28 protein-coding genes are annotated in these 17,383 nt (G+C 71.6%); 13 read left to right on the forward strand and 15 right to left on the reverse strand.

Going from position 1 to position 17,383, the window contains the following annotated elements:
* Positions 1-164 precede the first annotated feature (164 nt).
* Both N866_RS05580 and N866_RS21290 read left to right on the forward strand, forming a co-directional pair.
* Positions 165-1,301, forward strand: coding sequence for a tyrosine-type recombinase/integrase (locus tag N866_RS05580; protein ID WP_034223830.1), 1,137 nt, complete (start codon positions 165-167; stop codon positions 1,299-1,301).
* A gap of 225 nt (positions 1,302-1,526) precedes the next feature.
* Complete coding sequence (locus N866_RS21290) at positions 1,527-1,736, forward strand: hypothetical protein (protein ID WP_052022436.1); 210 nt, start codon at positions 1,527-1,529, stop codon at positions 1,734-1,736.
* On the opposite strand, the gene N866_RS22760 is transcribed toward N866_RS21290, so the two are convergent.
* Complete coding sequence (locus tag N866_RS22760; RefSeq protein WP_081802365.1) at positions 1,657-2,157, reverse strand: helix-turn-helix domain-containing protein; 501 nt, start codon at positions 2,155-2,157, stop codon at positions 1,657-1,659. The genes N866_RS21290 and N866_RS22760 overlap by 80 nt on opposite strands.
* A gap of 73 nt (positions 2,158-2,230) precedes the next feature.
* Between N866_RS22760 and N866_RS05590 the strand changes: the two genes are divergently transcribed.
* Positions 2,231-2,482, forward strand: coding sequence for a helix-turn-helix domain-containing protein (locus N866_RS05590; RefSeq protein ID WP_081802366.1), 252 nt, complete (start codon positions 2,231-2,233; stop codon positions 2,480-2,482).
* Here the strand turns inward: N866_RS05590 and N866_RS05595 are convergent.
* The 11 genes from N866_RS05595 to N866_RS05640 all read right to left on the reverse strand — a co-directional run bounded on the left by N866_RS05595 (position 2,428) and on the right by N866_RS05640 (position 6,132).
* The gene (locus tag N866_RS05595) at positions 2,428-3,294 is read right to left on the reverse strand and encodes a hypothetical protein (RefSeq protein ID WP_052022437.1); all 867 of its coding nucleotides are present in this window, start codon (positions 3,292-3,294) and stop codon (positions 2,428-2,430) included. The two genes, N866_RS05590 and N866_RS05595, sit on opposite strands and share 55 nt — an antisense overlap.
* Before the next feature lie 85 nt (positions 3,295-3,379).
* Positions 3,380-3,610 carry a hypothetical protein gene (locus N866_RS05600; RefSeq protein WP_034223835.1) on the reverse strand — a complete coding sequence of 77 codons (231 nt, stop codon included), beginning with the start codon at positions 3,608-3,610 and terminating at the stop codon, positions 3,380-3,382.
* Complete coding sequence (locus N866_RS05605) at positions 3,598-3,789, reverse strand: hypothetical protein (protein ID WP_034223837.1); 192 nt, start codon at positions 3,787-3,789, stop codon at positions 3,598-3,600. Before N866_RS05605 ends, N866_RS05600 begins: the two co-directional genes overlap by 13 nt.
* Positions 3,786-3,926, reverse strand: a complete 141-nt coding sequence (locus N866_RS20820) for a hypothetical protein (RefSeq protein ID WP_155855216.1) — start codon at positions 3,924-3,926, stop codon at positions 3,786-3,788. Before N866_RS20820 ends, N866_RS05605 begins: the two co-directional genes overlap by 4 nt.
* The gene (locus N866_RS05610; protein WP_034223838.1) at positions 3,923-4,219 is read right to left on the reverse strand and encodes a hypothetical protein; all 297 of its coding nucleotides are present in this window, start codon (positions 4,217-4,219) and stop codon (positions 3,923-3,925) included. Before N866_RS05610 ends, N866_RS20820 begins: the two co-directional genes overlap by 4 nt.
* Positions 4,216-4,413, reverse strand: a complete 198-nt coding sequence (locus N866_RS05615) for a hypothetical protein (RefSeq protein ID WP_034223845.1) — start codon at positions 4,411-4,413, stop codon at positions 4,216-4,218. Before N866_RS05615 ends, N866_RS05610 begins: the two co-directional genes overlap by 4 nt.
* Complete coding sequence (locus N866_RS05620) at positions 4,410-4,787, reverse strand: hypothetical protein (RefSeq protein WP_034223847.1); 378 nt, start codon at positions 4,785-4,787, stop codon at positions 4,410-4,412. Before N866_RS05620 ends, N866_RS05615 begins: the two co-directional genes overlap by 4 nt.
* Positions 4,784-5,080 carry a hypothetical protein gene (locus tag N866_RS05625; protein ID WP_034223850.1) on the reverse strand — a complete coding sequence of 99 codons (297 nt, stop codon included), beginning with the start codon at positions 5,078-5,080 and terminating at the stop codon, positions 4,784-4,786. The genes N866_RS05620 and N866_RS05625 overlap by 4 nt, the downstream gene beginning before the upstream one ends.
* A complete protein-coding gene (locus tag N866_RS05630; protein ID WP_034223852.1) occupies positions 5,077-5,361 on the reverse strand; it encodes a hypothetical protein in 285 nt (94 codons plus the stop codon). Before N866_RS05630 ends, N866_RS05625 begins: the two co-directional genes overlap by 4 nt.
* 124 nt (positions 5,362-5,485) lie before the next feature.
* Entirely contained in the window at positions 5,486-5,752 is a 267-nt protein-coding gene (locus tag N866_RS05635; protein WP_034223855.1) for a hypothetical protein, read from the reverse strand.
* 65 nt (positions 5,753-5,817) lie between these two features.
* Complete coding sequence (locus tag N866_RS05640; RefSeq protein WP_034223857.1) at positions 5,818-6,132, reverse strand: hypothetical protein; 315 nt, start codon at positions 6,130-6,132, stop codon at positions 5,818-5,820.
* Between the two features lie 262 nt (positions 6,133-6,394).
* Between N866_RS05640 and N866_RS05645 the strand changes: the two genes are divergently transcribed.
* Positions 6,395-7,300, forward strand: a complete 906-nt coding sequence (locus N866_RS05645) for a hypothetical protein (protein WP_034223859.1) — start codon at positions 6,395-6,397, stop codon at positions 7,298-7,300.
* Here the strand turns inward: N866_RS05645 and N866_RS05650 are convergent.
* Positions 7,293-8,072, reverse strand: a complete 780-nt coding sequence (locus N866_RS05650) for an SGNH/GDSL hydrolase family protein (protein ID WP_081802367.1) — start codon at positions 8,070-8,072, stop codon at positions 7,293-7,295. The genes N866_RS05645 and N866_RS05650 overlap by 8 nt on opposite strands.
* A gap of 42 nt (positions 8,073-8,114) precedes the next feature.
* Here N866_RS05650 and N866_RS20825 point away from each other — a divergent pair, with 42 nt between their 5' ends.
* The 9 genes from N866_RS20825 to N866_RS05680 all read left to right on the forward strand — a co-directional run bounded on the left by N866_RS20825 (position 8,115) and on the right by N866_RS05680 (position 13,407).
* Positions 8,115-8,279 carry a hypothetical protein gene (locus tag N866_RS20825; protein ID WP_155855217.1) on the forward strand — a complete coding sequence of 55 codons (165 nt, stop codon included), beginning with the start codon at positions 8,115-8,117 and terminating at the stop codon, positions 8,277-8,279.
* Complete coding sequence (locus tag N866_RS05655) at positions 8,276-9,283, forward strand: hypothetical protein (RefSeq protein ID WP_034223862.1); 1,008 nt, start codon at positions 8,276-8,278, stop codon at positions 9,281-9,283. The genes N866_RS20825 and N866_RS05655 overlap by 4 nt, the downstream gene beginning before the upstream one ends.
* Before the next feature lie 143 nt (positions 9,284-9,426).
* A complete protein-coding gene (locus N866_RS05660; protein WP_034223864.1) occupies positions 9,427-9,942 on the forward strand; it encodes a hypothetical protein in 516 nt (171 codons plus the stop codon).
* Positions 9,943-9,995: 53 nt separating this feature from the next.
* Positions 9,996-10,499: a hypothetical protein gene (locus N866_RS05665; protein WP_034223866.1), complete on the forward strand. Its 504-nt coding sequence runs from the start codon at positions 9,996-9,998 to the stop codon at positions 10,497-10,499.
* A complete protein-coding gene (locus N866_RS05670; RefSeq protein WP_034223869.1) occupies positions 10,499-11,464 on the forward strand; it encodes a M15 family metallopeptidase in 966 nt (321 codons plus the stop codon). Before N866_RS05665 ends, N866_RS05670 begins: the two co-directional genes overlap by 1 nt.
* A 3-nt stretch (positions 11,465-11,467) precedes the next feature.
* Positions 11,468-11,590, forward strand: coding sequence for a hypothetical protein (locus N866_RS22580; protein WP_281173194.1), 123 nt, complete (start codon positions 11,468-11,470; stop codon positions 11,588-11,590).
* Positions 11,587-11,838, forward strand: coding sequence for a hypothetical protein (locus N866_RS05675; protein WP_034223871.1), 252 nt, complete (start codon positions 11,587-11,589; stop codon positions 11,836-11,838). The genes N866_RS22580 and N866_RS05675 overlap by 4 nt, the downstream gene beginning before the upstream one ends.
* A gap of 266 nt (positions 11,839-12,104) precedes the next feature.
* On the forward strand, positions 12,105-12,233 hold the full coding sequence (locus tag N866_RS22585; protein WP_281173195.1) for a hypothetical protein: 129 nt from the start codon (positions 12,105-12,107) through the stop codon (positions 12,231-12,233).
* The gene (locus N866_RS05680; protein WP_155855218.1) at positions 12,220-13,407 is read left to right on the forward strand and encodes a metallophosphoesterase family protein; all 1,188 of its coding nucleotides are present in this window, start codon (positions 12,220-12,222) and stop codon (positions 13,405-13,407) included. The genes N866_RS22585 and N866_RS05680 overlap by 14 nt, the downstream gene beginning before the upstream one ends.
* A gap of 331 nt (positions 13,408-13,738) precedes the next feature.
* Here the strand turns inward: N866_RS05680 and uvrB are convergent, their stop codons facing one another.
* On the reverse strand, positions 13,739-15,871 hold the full coding sequence (gene uvrB / locus N866_RS05685; RefSeq protein ID WP_034223873.1) for an excinuclease ABC subunit UvrB: 2,133 nt from the start codon (positions 15,869-15,871) through the stop codon (positions 13,739-13,741).
* Positions 15,872-15,941: 70 nt separating this feature from the next.
* Positions 15,942-17,258, reverse strand: a complete 1,317-nt coding sequence (gene coaE / locus N866_RS22690; RefSeq protein ID WP_342668386.1) for a dephospho-CoA kinase — start codon at positions 17,256-17,258, stop codon at positions 15,942-15,944.
* Positions 17,259-17,383: the final 125 nt, after the last annotated feature.

Raw genomic sequence — 17,383 nt, forward strand, 5'->3', positions numbered from 1 at the left:
CACCGCGACGGGAGTACTCCCCTCCTGAATCAGGGTATCCGTTGACCAGCGGAAACGCGCATCGGAGCACGTCAGGGGCCGGATTTGGGGAGTACCCTTGGAGGAATCCGGGGGCCGTTGACGGGGCTTCCGTGGTTGGCACGTCAACAAGGGCAGGCGATGGCATGGCGTCACTGAGGGCACGCAGCCGGGCCGACGGCTCCCCATCGTGGTCGGTCGTCTACCGCCACGGAGGGCGCCAGCGGTCCACCACCTTCGACACCGAGCCCAACGCACGACGCTTCCTCCACGACGCCGACAAGTACGGGGTCGACGTCGCCCTCGAGATCCTGGCGAAGCACCAGCAGGCCGACGCCGAGGGCAGCACCGTCCGCACCGTCGCGGACCAATGCGCCGCCCACACCGCCGCACTCTCCGGCATCACCATCGGCACCCGACGCAAGTACGAACGGCTCACCCGGCTCATCGGCAGCACACCCCTCGGCGCCATGCCCCTCGACACCGTGACCCGCGAAGACATCGCCCGCTGGATCAGGGACCAGGAAGCGGCCGGGCTGTCCGGCAAGACGATCCGCGACCGGCAAGCGTTCCTCTCCGCAGCGTTCGTCCGCGCCGTCGACGACGAGCTCATGACCCGCAACCCCGCGCGCGGGGCGAAGATCGGCAAGACGGAACGCCGCGAGCCCGTGTTCCTCACCCGCGAAGAGTTCGGCGCGATCCTCGCCGCCGCACCGCCCGAGTGGCACCCCTTCCTCATCACCCTCGTCGGGACCGGGCTGAGGTTCGGGGAAGCGACCGCGCTACAGGTCGGGGACGTGTTCTGGTCCGACGACCTCGCCCACTCCCCGCACATGATCCGCGTCGCCCGCGGCTGGGTGTTCACCGCCGGGGCCGGGACGCTCATCGGCGCACCCAAGACGAGCAACGGGCGCCGCGCCATCGGCATCGGCGCCGACGTCGGGGCCGTCCTGGCGCCCCTCACCGCCGGCCGACCATCCGACGCCTGGCTGTTCACCATCGACGGGGACTACATCAAGCCCACCCGCGCCGGGGACGTGTGGCGCGCAGCCGTGGCCGCCTCCGGGATCAAGAAGCGGCCACGACTGCACGACTGCCGGCACTCCCATGCGAGCTGGATGATGGCGCGCAACTACCCCCTCAACGACCTCTCACGCCGCCTCGGGCACGCCAGCATCAAGGTCACGGCCGACACCTACGGGCACCTCGCCCACGACGCGCAGACACGGGCCGCTGCGCTCGCGTACATGGGGCTCGAGGCGCCCGCCGCGATCGAGGCGTGACCCATCGGCCACGATCGAAACGATGCGATAGGCCGAACGGGTGAAAGCCTGTCCATGACACGCCGTGCGCCACGCCGTGACCGTGCGGGCGGGGAACGCTCTCCCGGTAGCGGCCTTCGTCTGTCTGCGTGTCGGAGGCCCGGGGCAGGATCGCGGCATCGCGTGAGGGGGCGTCCCCACGGTCGAGAACCCGGCCATCACCCCCTGCGATGAGGAGGAATCACGATGTCGGTCAATGACGACCCGTTCGACCTCTGCCGGCGCTTCGGGGTGAAGGTCGTCCCCGTGCCGGTGGTCCTCGCCCGCCCCGTCACCTACATCCGGGAGGACGCCACCGCGTTCATCTCCGCCGGCCTCACGGACGAGGACGTGACCGCTGCCGCGGATTGGCTTCTCTCCGCAGCTCTTCAACCGACTTCGGCCCCTCGGCGGTGACTTCCGCCGAGGGCTTCGTATTGGCGGCGGGCTGCTGTCCACGGCCCTCACCTGCTTCCTGTCCACGCGCGAACCGTCGCGCGATCTCGGCTAGAAGCTCGGCGTCGGACACGGCGCGTAGGTGCGCCGGCCGTTCCCCCGCGTCGAGGTGATCGGCAAGAACCGACAGGAGTGCCGCCTCCCGGTTGCGCGGGACGCTGGCCCCGCGCTCCCAGTTGCCGACCGTCCGGTGCGAGACGCCGACCCGGGAGGCAAGTTCCTCCTGGGTGAGCCGCGCCCGCTCCCGGGCGCTTCTGATCTCGGCTCCGCTGATCACCTGATCACCATCGCATGGGAAACATGAGGCAACAAAGTAGGCACGTAGCAGGAGCGTACTGCCCAGGACCGGGAAACCACGGGCGTAGTTACAAGGCAACTTCACAGGTCAGGGCCGATTTCCGGCCGTTTCCCTTGCCTGCTTGACATACTTTCCTCCTGTTGCCTACGCTCAGGGCATGGCACAGAGACGAGTCCACGGCCCCGCCGTTCGGGTGATCCGCGAGGCCCTGGGCATCAAGCACGGCATCTTCGCCGTCGACTGCGACATCACCCCCGGCTACCTCACCAACATCGAGAAGGGCCACAAGCAGCCCTCCCCCGCGGTCGCCGTCGCGATGGCCCGGCGGCTCGGGGTCGACGTCGACTCCATCACCTACACGATCCCCGACTGCGCCGAGTGCGCCCGTCGTGAGCGGTCGGCCGCGTGACCGCGCCAGAGGCCCCATTCGGCCCAGACGAGGCGGCGCGTCGACTCGGCGTGACCGCGTGGTGGCTCAAGGAGCACCGCAACGAGGTCCCGTAGGCCCTTGATCCAGTCGGTCTGCTTGGCGATGTAGGCGACGTGCCGGAAGGTCGCGGCGGCCTTGTCGATGACGGCGCGGTCCCCGAGCGGGTACATCTGCGTGCCGTAGTCGGTGACGTGGATGACGCCCATGCGCTGCACCTCGGGCAGCGGCACCTCGGCGCCGTCGTGGTCCTGGTAGAACTCGGCGGTCATGTACGCGGCGATCTGCAACGCGGTCTCGCCGTACACGGCCTTGGAGGTCTTGACGTCCAGGCCCCAGGTCTCGCCGTCGATGCGGGCGATGAGGTCGAACGTGCCCGCGTACCACCACTGGCGGGACGCGACGGGACGCTCTGTCAGGACCGGCTCGACGGCGAATGTGTCGAGCCAGCGGGAGTAGCCCTCGACGTGGCCGGCGAGGTGCTCGGGGACCTCGACGGGGCGCCCGTGGACCAGCTCCTCGGCGAGGGCGTGGACGTCGGTGCCGCGCACGGCGGCCTCGTCCCGCTTCTGCCAAGGGATCTCCTTGAGGGCGGCGACCATCGGCCCGCGCCCGGTGGACCGGAACGCCTCCACGCCGTCGGGGTTGTCCGCGACGTACTCGGCGACGGACTTCGCGGCCCAGTAGGGGAGCGCGGGCTTTGGCAGGCCCTTGCCGAGGAGGGTTGTGACGCCCGGGATCGGCTTGGAGTCGAGCCAGTAGCGGTGGGTCTTGGCGTTGAACTTGAGAGTCACATGCGCTCCCGGTACGTCTGGCACGCCCACGCGATGAGGGCGGCGATGGTCAGGGGGGTGGCGAGGTGGAGGAGGTCGGGGAGGGTCACAGGTCGGCCCCATCGCTGGCATGGATCAGGGGTCGGCCCTCGGAGTCCCAGGCGCACGCACCCGGCTCGCCGCACTCGGGGCACGGATCGCGGGACACCTGCACCTCGAGGTCCGGCCCGTCGACCTCGAACTCATGGCCGGGGCGCTGGAGAACGTGCTCCCAGAACTCCCCATCGCCCATCGCGGCACGAGCCGCCGATTCCGGGCAGACGCTCACCGCAACCACGCCCCGTCCTGCGCCTTCGCGAGCCGCCGCACGACGCCCCAGGACAGTGCTGCCCCGGCGATGGTCGGCACCCATCCGCCGGCGACGAGGAGCGGGACGGCGATGACGGGTGCGGTGAGGAGCGCGAGTCCGGCGGCGAGGGACAGGGCGCCGCGGATGGGGTGGTCGGGGGCGCTCATGGGGTCACCTCGTGCTCGTCGCAGTAGTGGCCGGGGTAGTTGATGCCCAGGTACTCGTCACACCCGTCCGCCTCGCAGTGCTGGACGGTGACGTAGTAGCCCTCTCCCGCGTACTCGCGGTGGGTTGCGGCGCTCATGACAGGGCCTCGGTGATGGCGCCGTAGAGGGCGTCCGCGCGAGCCTGGCGCTCGCCGGCCTCACGGACGTACCAGGAGCGCGCCTCGCCGAGGATGAAGTCGTTGGCCCGTGTCCGCAGCGCCTCGGCCTGCGTGGCGTCACCGTCCGCCAGGTCCAGCACGGCCCGGAGCGCTGCGGCCAGTCGCGGGACGTCGATCGCCGAGTCAGGCTCCATGTCGTAGCCCCGCTCGTACCGCTCGATGGCGGACTTTGCCTCGGCCTCCGCGCGGTCGATGAACTCCCGTGCGCTCATGCCGCCACCTCGATCTCGTCGGCCGCGAATGCCTCCACGGCCGCCACGTCACGCAGGGATGCGGCGCGCGTGTCGAACTCGACGAGCACGGGCCACGGGGTGTCCGCCAGGTGCGCCTTCACGCGCCCGGCCATGCCCCGGTAGTTGGTGAGGGTGACGGTGACGGGGGTGTCGATGGGGGGGAGGGTGGTCATGAGACTCGTGCCTCTCTGTCGATCCCGTACCGCCGGTCTGCTTCGTCCGCGTACAGGTCGTGGATGGTGGGGGTGGCCTCGTCGGCGAGCGGGCCGCGAACGACCACCCGGGCGTCGGCGTCGGTGAAGCGCTCGACGCCACCGGAGGACGACCGGCGACCGAGGCCCAGGCGGTGCGCGAGGTGTGCGCGCTCCTCGGGGCAGTCGATGTGCGCGACGACGAGCCCGGGGTCGAGGTCGAAGCGTGCGACGGGGATGCCGGCACCGATCGCGGCCCGCATGACACGGCCCAGCGCGCGGATGTCGTCGACCGTGATCGCCTCGCCCTCGTGGACTGGCTCGGGGGAGTCGAGGTAGGTGAGGAGGTTGGTCACGGGGTCACCTCGCCGCGTGCGATGCGGGCGGCAGCCTTGAGGCCGTTGAACCGGGCGCTCTCGAACATCCCGGCGGGCGCAAGGGCCAGGTACTCGTTCGCCGACACCTCGATCTCCCCGGCGATCTGCTCGCGTACGGCGGCCTCGATCAGCGGGGCGGCCTTCTCGACCGCCTTCCCGATGAGGTCCCAGATGCGGGAGTCGTCGCCCGAGTCGGCGTACTGCACGCACGCCCGCTCGAGGGTGGTCTCGTCGTGCGCCGCCTCGACGGCTGCGGTCAGGTCGATGCTCACCTGGACCCACCCCCCACGAGCGTCGCCACGACCGCCACAGCCTCGGGGCAGTAGATGCGCCGCGTCTCCGGGGAGTCGAGGAACGCGAGGATCGTGTGCGGGCCGTGACCCTTCCCCCGGTGCCAGTCGGCCGCGACGATCAGGTGCCCGATGTGACGGTGGAACACGCCCTCGCGGAACGCGCTGTCGTCGGGCAGCCGCACCCCGTCGAGACGGTCGAGGGTGGACAGGTCGGCGGGGCTGATGCGCGGACGGCGGGGGGTCTGACGCCACTTGATCATCGGAAGCTCCTTCGCTTCGACGTGGACAGGACGGGGCGGAACGTGAGGCGCTCCGGGGGCAGGCCGCACGCGCACGGGGCGTTGATGTGCCAGCAGCCCGAGCGGGCGAGGCAGGGGGTCGAGGTCACGCCGCCACCGCCTCGGTGCGGAGCGTCACCGTGGTGCGCGCGATCGGGTGCGACCCGGCGTAGTAGCGGGCCAGGTGCCGCACCGACGCGACATCCGGCGACCACGCGAAGGGGCTGCCGGCCGCGTCAGCCGCCGACTCGTGCAGCCCGTCCGTGCAGTCACACAGGCGGGCCTCGAGACCCACGTCGACCTTGACGTCGTGCATCGTCGCGACCGCCTGCACCTGGGAGACCCAGGGGCGGTCGATGGTTGGGGCGTTCATCCAGACTCCTCAGTGAGTGATGTGCGGTGCCCCGTCGCGGTCAGAGGTGGCGGGGCTTCGTGCTGTCAGGCGGCGGGCAGTGGACCGGTCAGCCGGTACACCGGGAGCCGCTTCGTGCGGTTGCGCTTCGTGCCGTCACCGGACGGGCGGACCTGCCCCGTGTCGACGAGGACGCGCTGGCGGACCAGGGCGCAGATCACGCCGCCGGGGACGTGCGGGCCGACCTCACGGGCCAGGTGCTCCCGGACGGTCGAGGCGTGCACCTCACCGCCCGAGGCAGCAGCAGCGGCCTCCACGGCGGCCAGGACGACGGCGCGGTCAGCGACAGCCCACGGGCGCCAGTCGGCGGCGAGGGCGTCGAGCTCGTCGCGGGCGGTCATGCCGACCGCCGCCTTGACCGCTTCGACGGCGCGTAGGCCGACGGGTCGACTGTGTTGCGCCGGATGTAGTCGTCGAGGTGCGCCTGGGTGTAGCGGCGGAAGCGACCGACCCGGACGAACGCGCCTGGCCGCGCTCATGGGACCGAAGGGTGTCAACCCGCCGAAGGTCGCACCGGGGCGCATCTTCACCCCCCGCGACGGTGTTCACGTCCTCCGCGCCGGCGGTGTGACGGTTGCCCGAGCAGGTGCTGCTGACGAGTCCGTGTGGCAGCTCGGGACCGTGGGTGCGACGGTCGCCCTGCCGGTGGACGTGGTGCAGCCGTGCGTCCCCCTGATCCGGTGCCGGGTGAAGGGCACGACAGAAGGCTTCGGCACCCTCGGCGTCTACTCGAACCTGGGCGGGTCGGGCGTGTCCAACCGGTTCGCGAAGGTCACCGCGTCGGCGTCCATCGCCGGGGCGCTGGGCGCGTCGGTGTACGTGCTGGGTGCGCCGCTACTGTCCCCAGGGCCGGACGCGGTGGTGTTGCGCCGCGAGGCCGGGTCGGTGGAGGTTGACTCCATCGAGTTCATCCCGCTCGCTGACGCCCACCGCTACAACGGGAACACCACCATCACGCAGCGTCGTGCCCGCGCCCTGAACCTGTCCCCGGTGGGTGGCCCGTCCGCTGGCAGGCCGAACGCCTCGTGGGACGTCATGGTGGACCTGTCCTCCGGTGTGCCCCTCACGACGGGCGCGGCGGCCACCACGAAGGTGAACACGCGCTGGCTGTTCGACCTCGCGTTGGGGCCGAACACCTCGGGCGTGGTCCTGGCGCAGTCGGTGCAGAACGTCCCGGAGTCCGGTGCGTGGCTCATCGCGCAGGGGTACATGTTCTTCCGGTCGGGCACGTCGCTGATCGCCCGGAAGTTCGACGACGCGGGCGCTGTGGACACGACGTTCGCGGCGGCGTTCCCCTCCGCGACCGGGATCATCCGGTGCGCGTTGGAAGTGTTCTACGACGACGCGGCGGATGCGTTCACGGTCTACCTGGACGGGACGAGCCTGGGCACGGTGACAGCCCCCGCGTGGCACTACTACATGGCGGGGCTGCTGGCGGGCACCGCTGCTGGCGGCGGTTACGCGGCAGGTACCGCGACCGTGGTGCAGAAGGCGTCCCCGGTCATCTGACCGCGATCGCTTCGAGCGCCGCCACGGTGCGCCCGGCAAGGTAGGCGTGACCTTCGACGCTGGGATGGTTCGCGTTGCCCGGGTCGATGACGTCGGCGTAGTTCTCGGCGGTGATCCACTGTTCGCCTAGCGGTGAGATGTGGTGCACTCCCCGCTCCTGAGCGACGGCGGCGAGGGTGTTGTCGATGGTGAGGAGCACGTTGGACGCGGGCACCTCTGAGGGTGCGGGGCCGAGGATGATGGTCCGCGCGTTCGGGTAGGTGACACCGATGGCGTCGAGGGTGTCCCGGACCGCCGCGCCCAACCCCATGAGGTTCTCCGGGCGGTCGTTGAGGCCGCCTTGCAGGACGACGAGCTGGACCGTGGGGTCCGGTTCGGTGGCGCGCACCCGATCCGCGTAGGTCCCCTCGCCGCCGGGGCCGGGGTTGAGGTAACCGGTGCCGCTGACCGCCTCATAGGTCGCGTCCCATCCGAGCGCCGCAGCGGCGAGCGGTGCATACCCGGCCTCGGGGTTGATGCCGAACCCGGCGGTCCACGAGTCACCGACGAACACGGCTCGCGTCCCGGGGGGCGCTTCGACGGGTTCCGGCGCGGGTGCTGCTTCGACGGTCGGTGCGGGTGCCCGGGCGGCTTGCGGTGAGGCGGGGGTTGCACCCGTCGCGCCGGGCGGGTTGAGGAACACCCACACCGCGACGGCGAGCACCGCCACGGCGAACGACAGCACACCCCACACCTGTACCTGGCGCGGCACGACCAGCCCCCTGTGACTCATGGGGCACAGCGTACCGACCCACCTATCTGAGAGGGGGCGCGCGTGGACATCGACGGCGGCACACCGGACACGTCGTTCCAGTTCGCTGAGGAGGTCGTGATCACGTCCACGACGGGCGAGGTGACGTGGGGATGGGTCACCGGTTACGACCTGCCCCTGACCGTCGCGGATGGCGACATGCGGATCGACGTGGGGGTGGCTCAGTGAGCGACCTCGACGTGATGGGCCTCCTCGGTGCGGTCATGCCGCAGGGACCTGACCGGGCCGCCGATGCGTCCCTCACGGTCGTCGGGGCCGTGTACGCGGTCGACGCGCCCGCCCGACTGGTGCAGGTCGACATCAAGGGTTCGCCGCTGTGGCTGCCCGCGCAGCCTGGCCGTTACCGGGTGGCCGTGAACGAGGGAGCGCTGGGCCTCGCGCGGGTGCTGCTGAACCCGACGACCGGGCGCCCGGTGCTGGTCCTGGGGCCGGTTGACCCGCGCCGCCCCGTGATCCCCGGCACCCTCACGGCGATCGACACGACAGCCCGCGTCGCGACGGTGAGCCTCGACGGCGCCACCTACGACCTGCCCTACCTCGCCTCGACGTACACGGTGGGCGGTCCCGTGTGGGTCGGCCTGACTGACTGGGGTGTGCCGTTCCTGGTCCACGGCCCGTCCGACGCGCCCGCAGCACCCGTCGTCGCGCCCGTCGCACCCGCGCCCACGGGCACGGTGCAGGTGACGCAGACGATCGGCCCGCAGTGGTCCGGCACCTACCGCGTCTCCCGTGGCGCGTGGGACCGGTGGAACACGGGCGAGTACGGCGGCCGCTCGGATCTGTACCAGGGCGACGCCTACGGGTCCGGGACGCTCATCGGCCTGGCGACGTACGGCGACCAGCTCGCGAACCTCGGCGCCGTCAGCATCGACGCGATTACCCTCCGCGCCCGCCGCAACGGTTCCGGTGCTGGGGATGCGGCACTCACCGTCCAGGGCACCCCGCACGGCGAGCGGCCGGGGCTGGTGTCCGCGTCCGGCTCGACCGCCAGCACGGGCGCCGTGGGCCTCAACCAGTGGGCGTCGGTGGACCTGCCTGCGGACATGCGCGAGGGGTTCCGCACGGGGGCCATCAAGGGCCTGGCCGCGGTCGGGGGCACCTACTCCGGCTGGGGTGGCACCGGCACCGCGGGGTCGATGGTCCTGTCCGTCACGTACACCCGCCAGGCGTAGGGAGCACCCGTGTGGACCGTCTGTGACATCTGCGGCGCCGTCGTGGCCGACCAGGACAAGCACAACGAATGGCACGGGATCGCACCCGCCACCGAACCCGCACCCGAGGCGACCGCGCCCACTGACCCGAACGGAGCAACACAGTGATCGACGCACGGAAGCACACCGCACCCGCGGCCGGCGAGACCCCGCGCAGGCAGGCGATCAACGACCTGTCCATGTCCATCCGCGACGTCATCCCGGTCGCGAACACCACCGAGCGCGCACAGCTCGTCTCCGACCTCACGGCGGCTGGTGCTGCCCCCTCGACCACGAACCCCGTGTCGGTGTACCGGGCTGACGCGCCGGCGGGTGCACGGGTCGAGTGGACGGACGACGACACCACATGGTCGCGGCCGAGGGAGACGCGCGCGGGCATCGCGACGGGTACGACGTCAGCGGGCGGGGACATCTCCGTGACGTTCTCCCCCGCGTTCGCGACGACGCCGGCGGGTGTGACGGTCTCTGACTCCAACATCGGCGCGGGCATCGGCATGATCTTCTGGAAGGTCCACTCCCTGACCGCGACCGGGTTCATCGCGCGCGCCATGAACGCCACGGGAACGTCCCCCGTCACGGAGCTCACGACGTCGTTCCACTACATCGCCGTCGGCGCCTGACGCGACCCGCGGAAGGGGCAGTCCGTGACCACCACCAACGCACCGGCGGCACCATGACGGACGCAACGGACTGGTTCCAGGCCGCCGCGGTCATCGCCGGTGCGCTCCTCGCCCTCGCCGGCGTCTGGCAGAAGATCCTCCGCCCCGCGGTGCGCCGCCTGCGCGCCGCACTGTCGCGCGCGAACCGTGCCCTCGACGTCGTCCTGGGCTCCCCCGCCGTCCCGGACCCCGACCGCCCCGGTGAGCTGCTACGCCCGGAGCAGCCAGACATCGGGATCCGCATGACCCGGCAGGAGGCCCTCCTGGAGGACTACATCCGGGCCACCACCACCGACGCCGCGAAGGCCGCCGAGGTCGCCCTCCGCGTCGCCGAGGCCGCCCGCGAGGACGTCGCCACGCTCGCGAAGAAGGTCGACGACCTCACCGACCGCGTCGACCAGTGGCAGTCCGCGGACCGCACCAAGGCCGAGGTCGCCACGTCCGTCCTGCACGAGATGGGTATGGAGCTCGGCCGCGGGCTGACCGAGCGCAAGCCCAACCCGGTGGAGGAGTCCTGATGAGCACCAACGGCCGGCTGGACACCTCCGAGCTCGCCGTCATCCCCGGCGGCACGAAGATGGGCGGCTCGGCGCTGATCCGCGCCGACCTGCTCCCCGGGCTCGTCGGGTTGCAGGCGGCGTTCGCGAAGAGGTTCGCAGCCCCGCTGCGACCCACGTCCGCGGCTGACGGGTACCGGTCCTACGAGGTGCAGGTGCGGACGTTCCTCGCCCGGTACGCGCCCGCCACGACCGGCGTGGGGCCGTTCTCCGACGTGCGGTGGTGGCAGGGGCGCAGGTATATCCGCGTGGCCGGTGCGTCGGCCGCAGTGCCGGGGACGTCGAACCACGGGTGGGCGATCGCCGTCGACTTCGCTGACGTCGGCGCGACGGGCGGCACGCGGTGGTCGTGGCTCATGGACGCGGCACCCCGGTTCGGATTCGTGAACCCCCTGTGGGCGCGCGACGGCATCCCCAGCAACGGGTCGCAGGAGCCGTGGCACTGGGAGGGCCGCACCGTCCCCGTGTCCAACTACCGCACGTTCCTCGCCGGCATGGGCGTCACCGTGCCCGACCTCACCCGCCCCGACCCGCTCACCCCCACCGACCCGGAGGACGACGACATGCTCCACGCGATCCGCAACCACGACGACTCCGTCGGCCTCGTCCGCCCCGACGGCACCCTCGTGCCCCTCACCCTCAACGCCTACACGGTCATGCGGCACGCCGGGCTCATCCGCGAGGAGCCGCCCAAGGCCCCCGACGGCACCATCTGGAACGGCCTGGTCGCGCACACCGCGCAGGTCCGGTACGCCGAGCGCCTCGCCGCCGGAGACCCGGTGGACGAGGCAGCCATCGCCCGCGAGGTCGCCGCCCTCGTCGCACCCGCCGTCGTCGCGGCGCTGCCCGACTCGGCCGGGATCACCGAGGACCAGGCGCGCGACATCGCCGCCGACGTCACCCGGACCATCCTGCGCTCCGCCTGACCCATGCGCCTCGAGCCGGAGGACCTGCACCACTGGATCGCCCGGCCCCTCATCGCCGTCGCGCTGCTCGTCGCGGCCGGCGGTGTCCTCGGCTTCACCCTCCCCACGATCGGAGCAGTCCCGTGAACGACGTCATCGTGTCCCTCATCCGCACCTACGTCCCGGTCGGGGTGGGCGCGTTCCTCGCGTGGCTGCTGTCCCTCGGCATCGAGGTCGACGCGCAGACCCAGGCCGGGCTCATCACATCCATGACCGCGCTCGTCGTCGCCGCCTACTACACGCTCGTGCGGCTGCTGGAGCGCAAGTGGCCCGCGGTCGGGGTGCTGCTGGGCGTCCCGAAGCAGCCCGAGTACGAGCCGCGTCACGCCGCCTGACCGATGACTCGCCGCGCCATCGCAGACGAACCCGACGGCCACGACGAGCACGGCCCGTACTGGACCTGCCCCGACTGCACGTGCGACCACCGAAGCAGCGAGAGCCGTGCGCGCTGCTGCTACTACGACTGACAAGGGGACCCCAGGCGATGAGCCTCGCCGGAGCACTACAGGCAGGACCAACCAGCACGCGCAGGGGGCCACGGTGCAGCGTCCACACGCTGCTCCGTTCCCTGCCGAACGTCGAGAGTCGCGCGCTTGCGACCATGCTCGACGACAACGGGTGGCTCGGGTCGGACATCGCGAAGGTGATCCGCAGCGAGGTCGGCGTGACGATCTCCGGGACCACGATCCAGCGGCACCGTCGAGGGGACTGCTCCTGTGAGCCTGTCTGACATGGTGGCCGCGGGTCCGACCGGCCCGCAGCACTCCCCGGGGCGCAAGGCGTACCCGGATGGTTGGCAGCCTCGCTCGGAGGTTGACGACGTGGACGGCGGGTACGTCGTCAGCCGACCACAATCGTTGTCAGGTGAACACAATAGTTCTCACGGCGACTTCGCGGCTGTCCTCGACGAGTTCGGCCTAGACCCCGCACAGTGGACCGTCGAACGGGTGCGCCGCTCACGGTGGCAGAAGTACGACGGCGAATGGCTCGAGTCCGTGCGCCTGTCGATCCTCCCCGCGCGGGCTGGTGCAGCGGCGCGGGCTGACGCGGAGGCGCTGTGCCGGGAGATCGGGAAGTTCCGAGTGAAGGGTTCCGCAAAACTCGCGGAAAACTCGGGCTCGTTCGTCGCCCCGATCGGTGACACGCAGATCGGCAAGACAGACGGTGGCGGCACCGCGGCAGCCGTCCCCCGCATCCTGGCCGAGATTGAGTCGGGCGCGCGACGCTTTCGGGTCCTGCACAAGCGGCACGGGTTCGCCCAAGCCGTGCTCCCCCAGGTCGGGGACTGCATCGAGGGCAACGTGTCGCAGAAGGGCGCCGTCGTCGGACGCTCCGACCTCGGCGTCACCGAACAGGTCCGCGTGTACCGGCGGCTCCTGTGGGCGCAGGTCCGGGCCTACGCCGCCATCGCCCCGCAGGTGCTCGTCCCCGTCGTCCCTGGCAACCACGACGAGCCGACGCGCTTCCCGATGACCACCTACACCGACTCGTGGGCCATCGAAGCGGCCTCCGCGGTGCAGGACGCCGTGAGCGAGAACCCCGACCTCGCCGAGCGCGTCCGGTTCGTGTTCCCCGAGCACGACGAGCTCACCGTGACCGTCAACGTGTCCGGGACCGTCCTGGGCCTCGCGCACGGCCACCAGTTCGGCCGCGACCCGTTGCGCTGGTGGTCCGACCAGGCCGGCGGACGGCAGCCCATCGGCGACGCCGACGTGCTCCTGTCCGGGCACCTGCACCACCTAAGAGTCCAGGACCACGGCGGCGGGCGGCTCTTCCTACAGGTCCCCTCCCTCGACGGCGGGTCCACATGGTTCCGGCACCGTGCCGGGGCCAGCGCACCATCCCGCGCCGTGACGTTCTGGACCGCTGAGGGCCGCGTCTACGACCTCGACCCCGTGCTCTGACCCTTGTAACCCGCTGCACAAGGCGCACGGGCGGGCAGCAAGACCTCGACGCGCTGGGGAAAGGTCGCACGGACCCCGGTAGCACTGGGAGCGGAGTCCCGCCGCACGCCACCACTGGCCCCCACCTGATCGCCTTCGGGCGGTTGGGTGGGGGCCGTTTTCGTGTGCCTACGGGTGGCTCGTGGAGTGCCCTCGGATGGGGGCCGGACTGCCTACGTGTTGACCGGAAGTGTTGACAGGTCGGGAGCGTATCGGCCTGACCTGCGGCTCCTTTGGAGTACTCCCCTCCAACCGAGCGAGCATAGACCTCGGGCGACGGGGCCGCCCGTGGTCAGGCGGTGGCCGCCTGCATGTCCCGCAGCTCCTTCTTCAGCCCGGAGATCTCGTCCCGCAGGCGGGCCGCGAGCTCGAACTGGAGCTCCGCCGCCGCCGCGTGCATCTGTCCGGACAGCTCCTGGATGAGCTCGGCCAGCTCGCCCGCCGGGACGGCCGCCAGGCGTGCGCGCGGGCTCTCCGCATCGCCGCCCACACCCCCGGCGGGGACGGGCGCGCGGCCCTTGCCGCCCTTGCCCTTGCCGGTCCCCTTGCCCGGGTTGCGGTACCCGCCCTCGAGGAGCTCCGCCGTGTCGATGTCCTCGCGGGCCAGCATGTCCGTGACGTCGCTGATCTTCTTGCGCAGCGGGGTGGGGTCGATCCCGTGCTCCACGTTGTAGGCGACCTGCCGCTCCCGCCGCCGGGTCGTCTCGTCGATCGCCAGCGCCATGGAGGGCGTGATGGTGTCGGCGTACATGTGCACCTCGCCCGACACGTTGCGCGCGGCGCGGCCGATGGTCTGGATGAGGGATGTCCCCGAGCGGAGGAACCCCTCCTTGTCGGCATCGAGGATGCTGACCAGGGACACCTCCGGCAGGTCGAGGCCCTCCCGCAGGAGGTTGATCCCGACGAGCACGTCGAAGATGCCGAGACGCAGCTCGCGCAGGAGCTCCACGCGGCGGAGCGTGTCCACCTCCGAGTGCAGGTAGCGCACCCGGACGTCCTTCTCCAGGAGGTAGTCCGTGAGGTCCTCGGCCATCTTCTTCGTGAGGGTGGTGACGAGGACCCGCTCGTCCCGCTCGGCGCGGACCCGGATCTCCTCCAGGAGGTCGTCGATCTGCCCCCGCGTCGGCTTGATGACCACCTGGGGGTCGACCAGACCGGTGGGCCGGATGATCTGCTCCACGACGCCGTCGGACTGCGAGAGCTCGTAGGGGCCGGGCGTCGCCGAGAGGTACACCGTCTGGCCGATCCGCTCGACGAACTCCTCCCAGCGCAGCGGCCGGTTGTCCATCGCGCTCGGCAGCCGGAAGCCGTGCTCGACGAGCGCGCGCTTGCGCGACATGTCCCCCTCGTACATCGCGCCGATCTGCGGCACGGTGACGTGCGACTCGTCGATGACGAGCAGGAAGTCCTCGGGGAAGTAGTCGATGAGGGTGTGCGGCGGGGTCCCCGGGCCACGGCCGTCGATGTGCCGGGAGTAGTTCTCGATGCCCGCGCAGGTCCCGACCTGCCGCATCATCTCGATGTCGTAGGTCGTCCGCATGCGCAGGCGCTGCGCCTCCAGGAGCTTGTTCTGCCGCTCCAGCTCCGCGAGGCGCTCCTCCAGCTCGGCCTCGATGCTGCCGATCGCCCGCTCCATGCGCTCGGGTCCGGCGACGTAGTGCGACGCGGGGAAGACGAACGTCTCCTGCTCGTGCCGGATCACCTCACCCGTCAGCGGGTGGAGGGTCTGGATGGACTCGATCTCGTCGCCGAACATCTCGATCCGGACGGCCAGCTCCTCGTACACGGGGATGATCTCGACCGTGTCCCCGCGGACGCGGAACGTGCCCCGGGTGAACGCCATGTCGTTGCGCGCGTACTGCATCTGGACGAAGCGGCGCAGCAGCTGGTCGCGGTCGATGACGTCCCCGACCGACAGCCGGACCATCCGGTCGACGTACTCCTGCGGCGTGCCGAGGCCGTAGATGCAGGACACCGACGCCACGACGATGACGTCCCGCCGCGTCAGGAGCGAGTTCGTGGCCGAGTGCCGCAGCCGCTCGACCTCCTCGTTGATGGACGAGTCCTTCTCGATGTAGGTGTCCGTCTGCGCGATGTACGCCTCGGGCTGGTAGTAGTCGTAGTAGGAGACGAAGTACTCGACCGCGTTGTTCGGCAGGAGCTCCCGGAACTCGGTGGCCAGCTGCGCCGCGAGGGTCTTGTTGTGCGCCATGACCAGCGTCGGGCGCTGCAGCTGCTCGACCAGCCACGCCGTGGTCGCGGACTTGCCCGTGCCCGTCGCCCCCAGCAGGACGACGTCCTTCTCCCCCGCCCGCACGCGCTGCGTGAGCTGCTCGATGGCCTTGGGCTGGTCGCCCGAGGGCCGGTACTCCGACACCACCTCGAAGGGGGCGACACGGCGCTGCAGGTCGGTCACGGGACGCATGGGTCCACCGTACGTCGCACCACCGACACGACCCAGCGAGCCCTGCCCCGGCCCCGGGCCTCGCCGCAGGTCAGTCCAGCGTGCCCGCCGTGGTGCGCAGGTCGACGCCCACGTCCAGCGCGGTCCGCACGACCGCGGCGAGGGCCAGCGCGAGCCGCTGGGCGTCGTCGTCGGGGTCGGTCCCGTCGTCGAGCTCCACCGGCACGTGGACGAAGCCGCCCCGCACGCCGTCGAGGGCCTCGAGGTGGTGCAGCAGCGCGTAGAAGGTCGCGTTGCACACGTAGGTGCCCGCCGTGTGGCTCACCTCGGTCGGGACACCCGTGGCGCGGGCCGCCGCGGCGCAGGCCTTCACCGGCAGGGAGGCCAGGTAGGCGGTGGGGCCGCCGGCGACGACGGGCTCGTCGACCGGCGCGGCGCCGGTGGTGTCAGGGATCCGGGCGTCCGCGAGGTTGAGGGCGACGCGCTCCAGCGACACCACGCGCCGGCCACCGGCCTCCCCGACGCCCAGCACGAGGGCGGGACGGAGCCGCGTGACCAGCTCGCGCAGCCGCGCAGGCCCGGCCCCGAAGGCCACAGGCAGCCGCTCGACCACGACGCGCTCGGGGCCCGCCCACAACCTGCCGAGTCGCTCCACCGCCTCCCACGACGCGTTCACCGTCCGCCCGCCGAACGGCTCGAACCCCGTGACGAGCACGGTCACGGGGACGACGTCGGGCGGCGACGGTGCTGCCCCCTGCTCCGGCCGACCCTCTTCTACGTCGTCAGCGCCCTGCGCCGGCGCCTCCTCGACCGCCGTCCGGACCCACGACCTCCACAGCGCGTCGACCTGCGCGCGCAGGCCGTCCACCGTCCCGGAGCCGTCGAGCAGGACCGACGCGGCCGCCCGGCGCTCGGCGTCGCTCGCCTGGGCGGCCATCCGGGCCCGCGCCTGCTCCGGCGTCATGGACCGCTCGGCGACGAGCCGCTCGAGGCGGACGTCCGCCGGCGCCTCCACCACGACGACCGCGTCGAAGGAGGCCGGGTCCCCCGTCTCGACGAGGAGCGGCACGTCGTGCACCACGACCGACCGGCCCGCGGCGGCGGCGTCCGCCTCCCGCTGGGCAGCCTCCCGTCGCACGAGCGGGTGCACGATCGCGTTGAGGCGGGCCAGCGCTGCGGCGTCCGCGAAGACCACCCCGGCGAGCGCCTCGCGGTCCAGGCCACCGTCCGGTGCCACCACGCCCGGGCCGAACGCCTCGACGACGCTCGCCAGACCGGTCGTCCCGGGGGCCACGACGTCGCGGGCCAGCACGTCGTAGTCCACGACGACGGCGCCCAGCTCGGCCAGCCGGCCGGCCACCACGGACTTGCCGGCGGCGATCCCGCCCGTCAGACCGACCCTCAGCACACCGCCTCCTCTCGGTGGCGGCTCGCCGCCACCAGCACCCGTCCGCGCCGCCCGATCCACGACCCGTCCTGGACCCTAGTCCGGTCCCGACGACGACGGGCCGACCACCCGGAGGTGGTCGGCCC

Origin of the sequence: Actinotalea ferrariae CF5-4 (genome assembly GCF_000603945.1) — a bacterium.
GTDB classification, from domain to species: domain Bacteria; phylum Actinomycetota; class Actinomycetes; order Actinomycetales; family Cellulomonadaceae; genus Actinotalea; species Actinotalea ferrariae.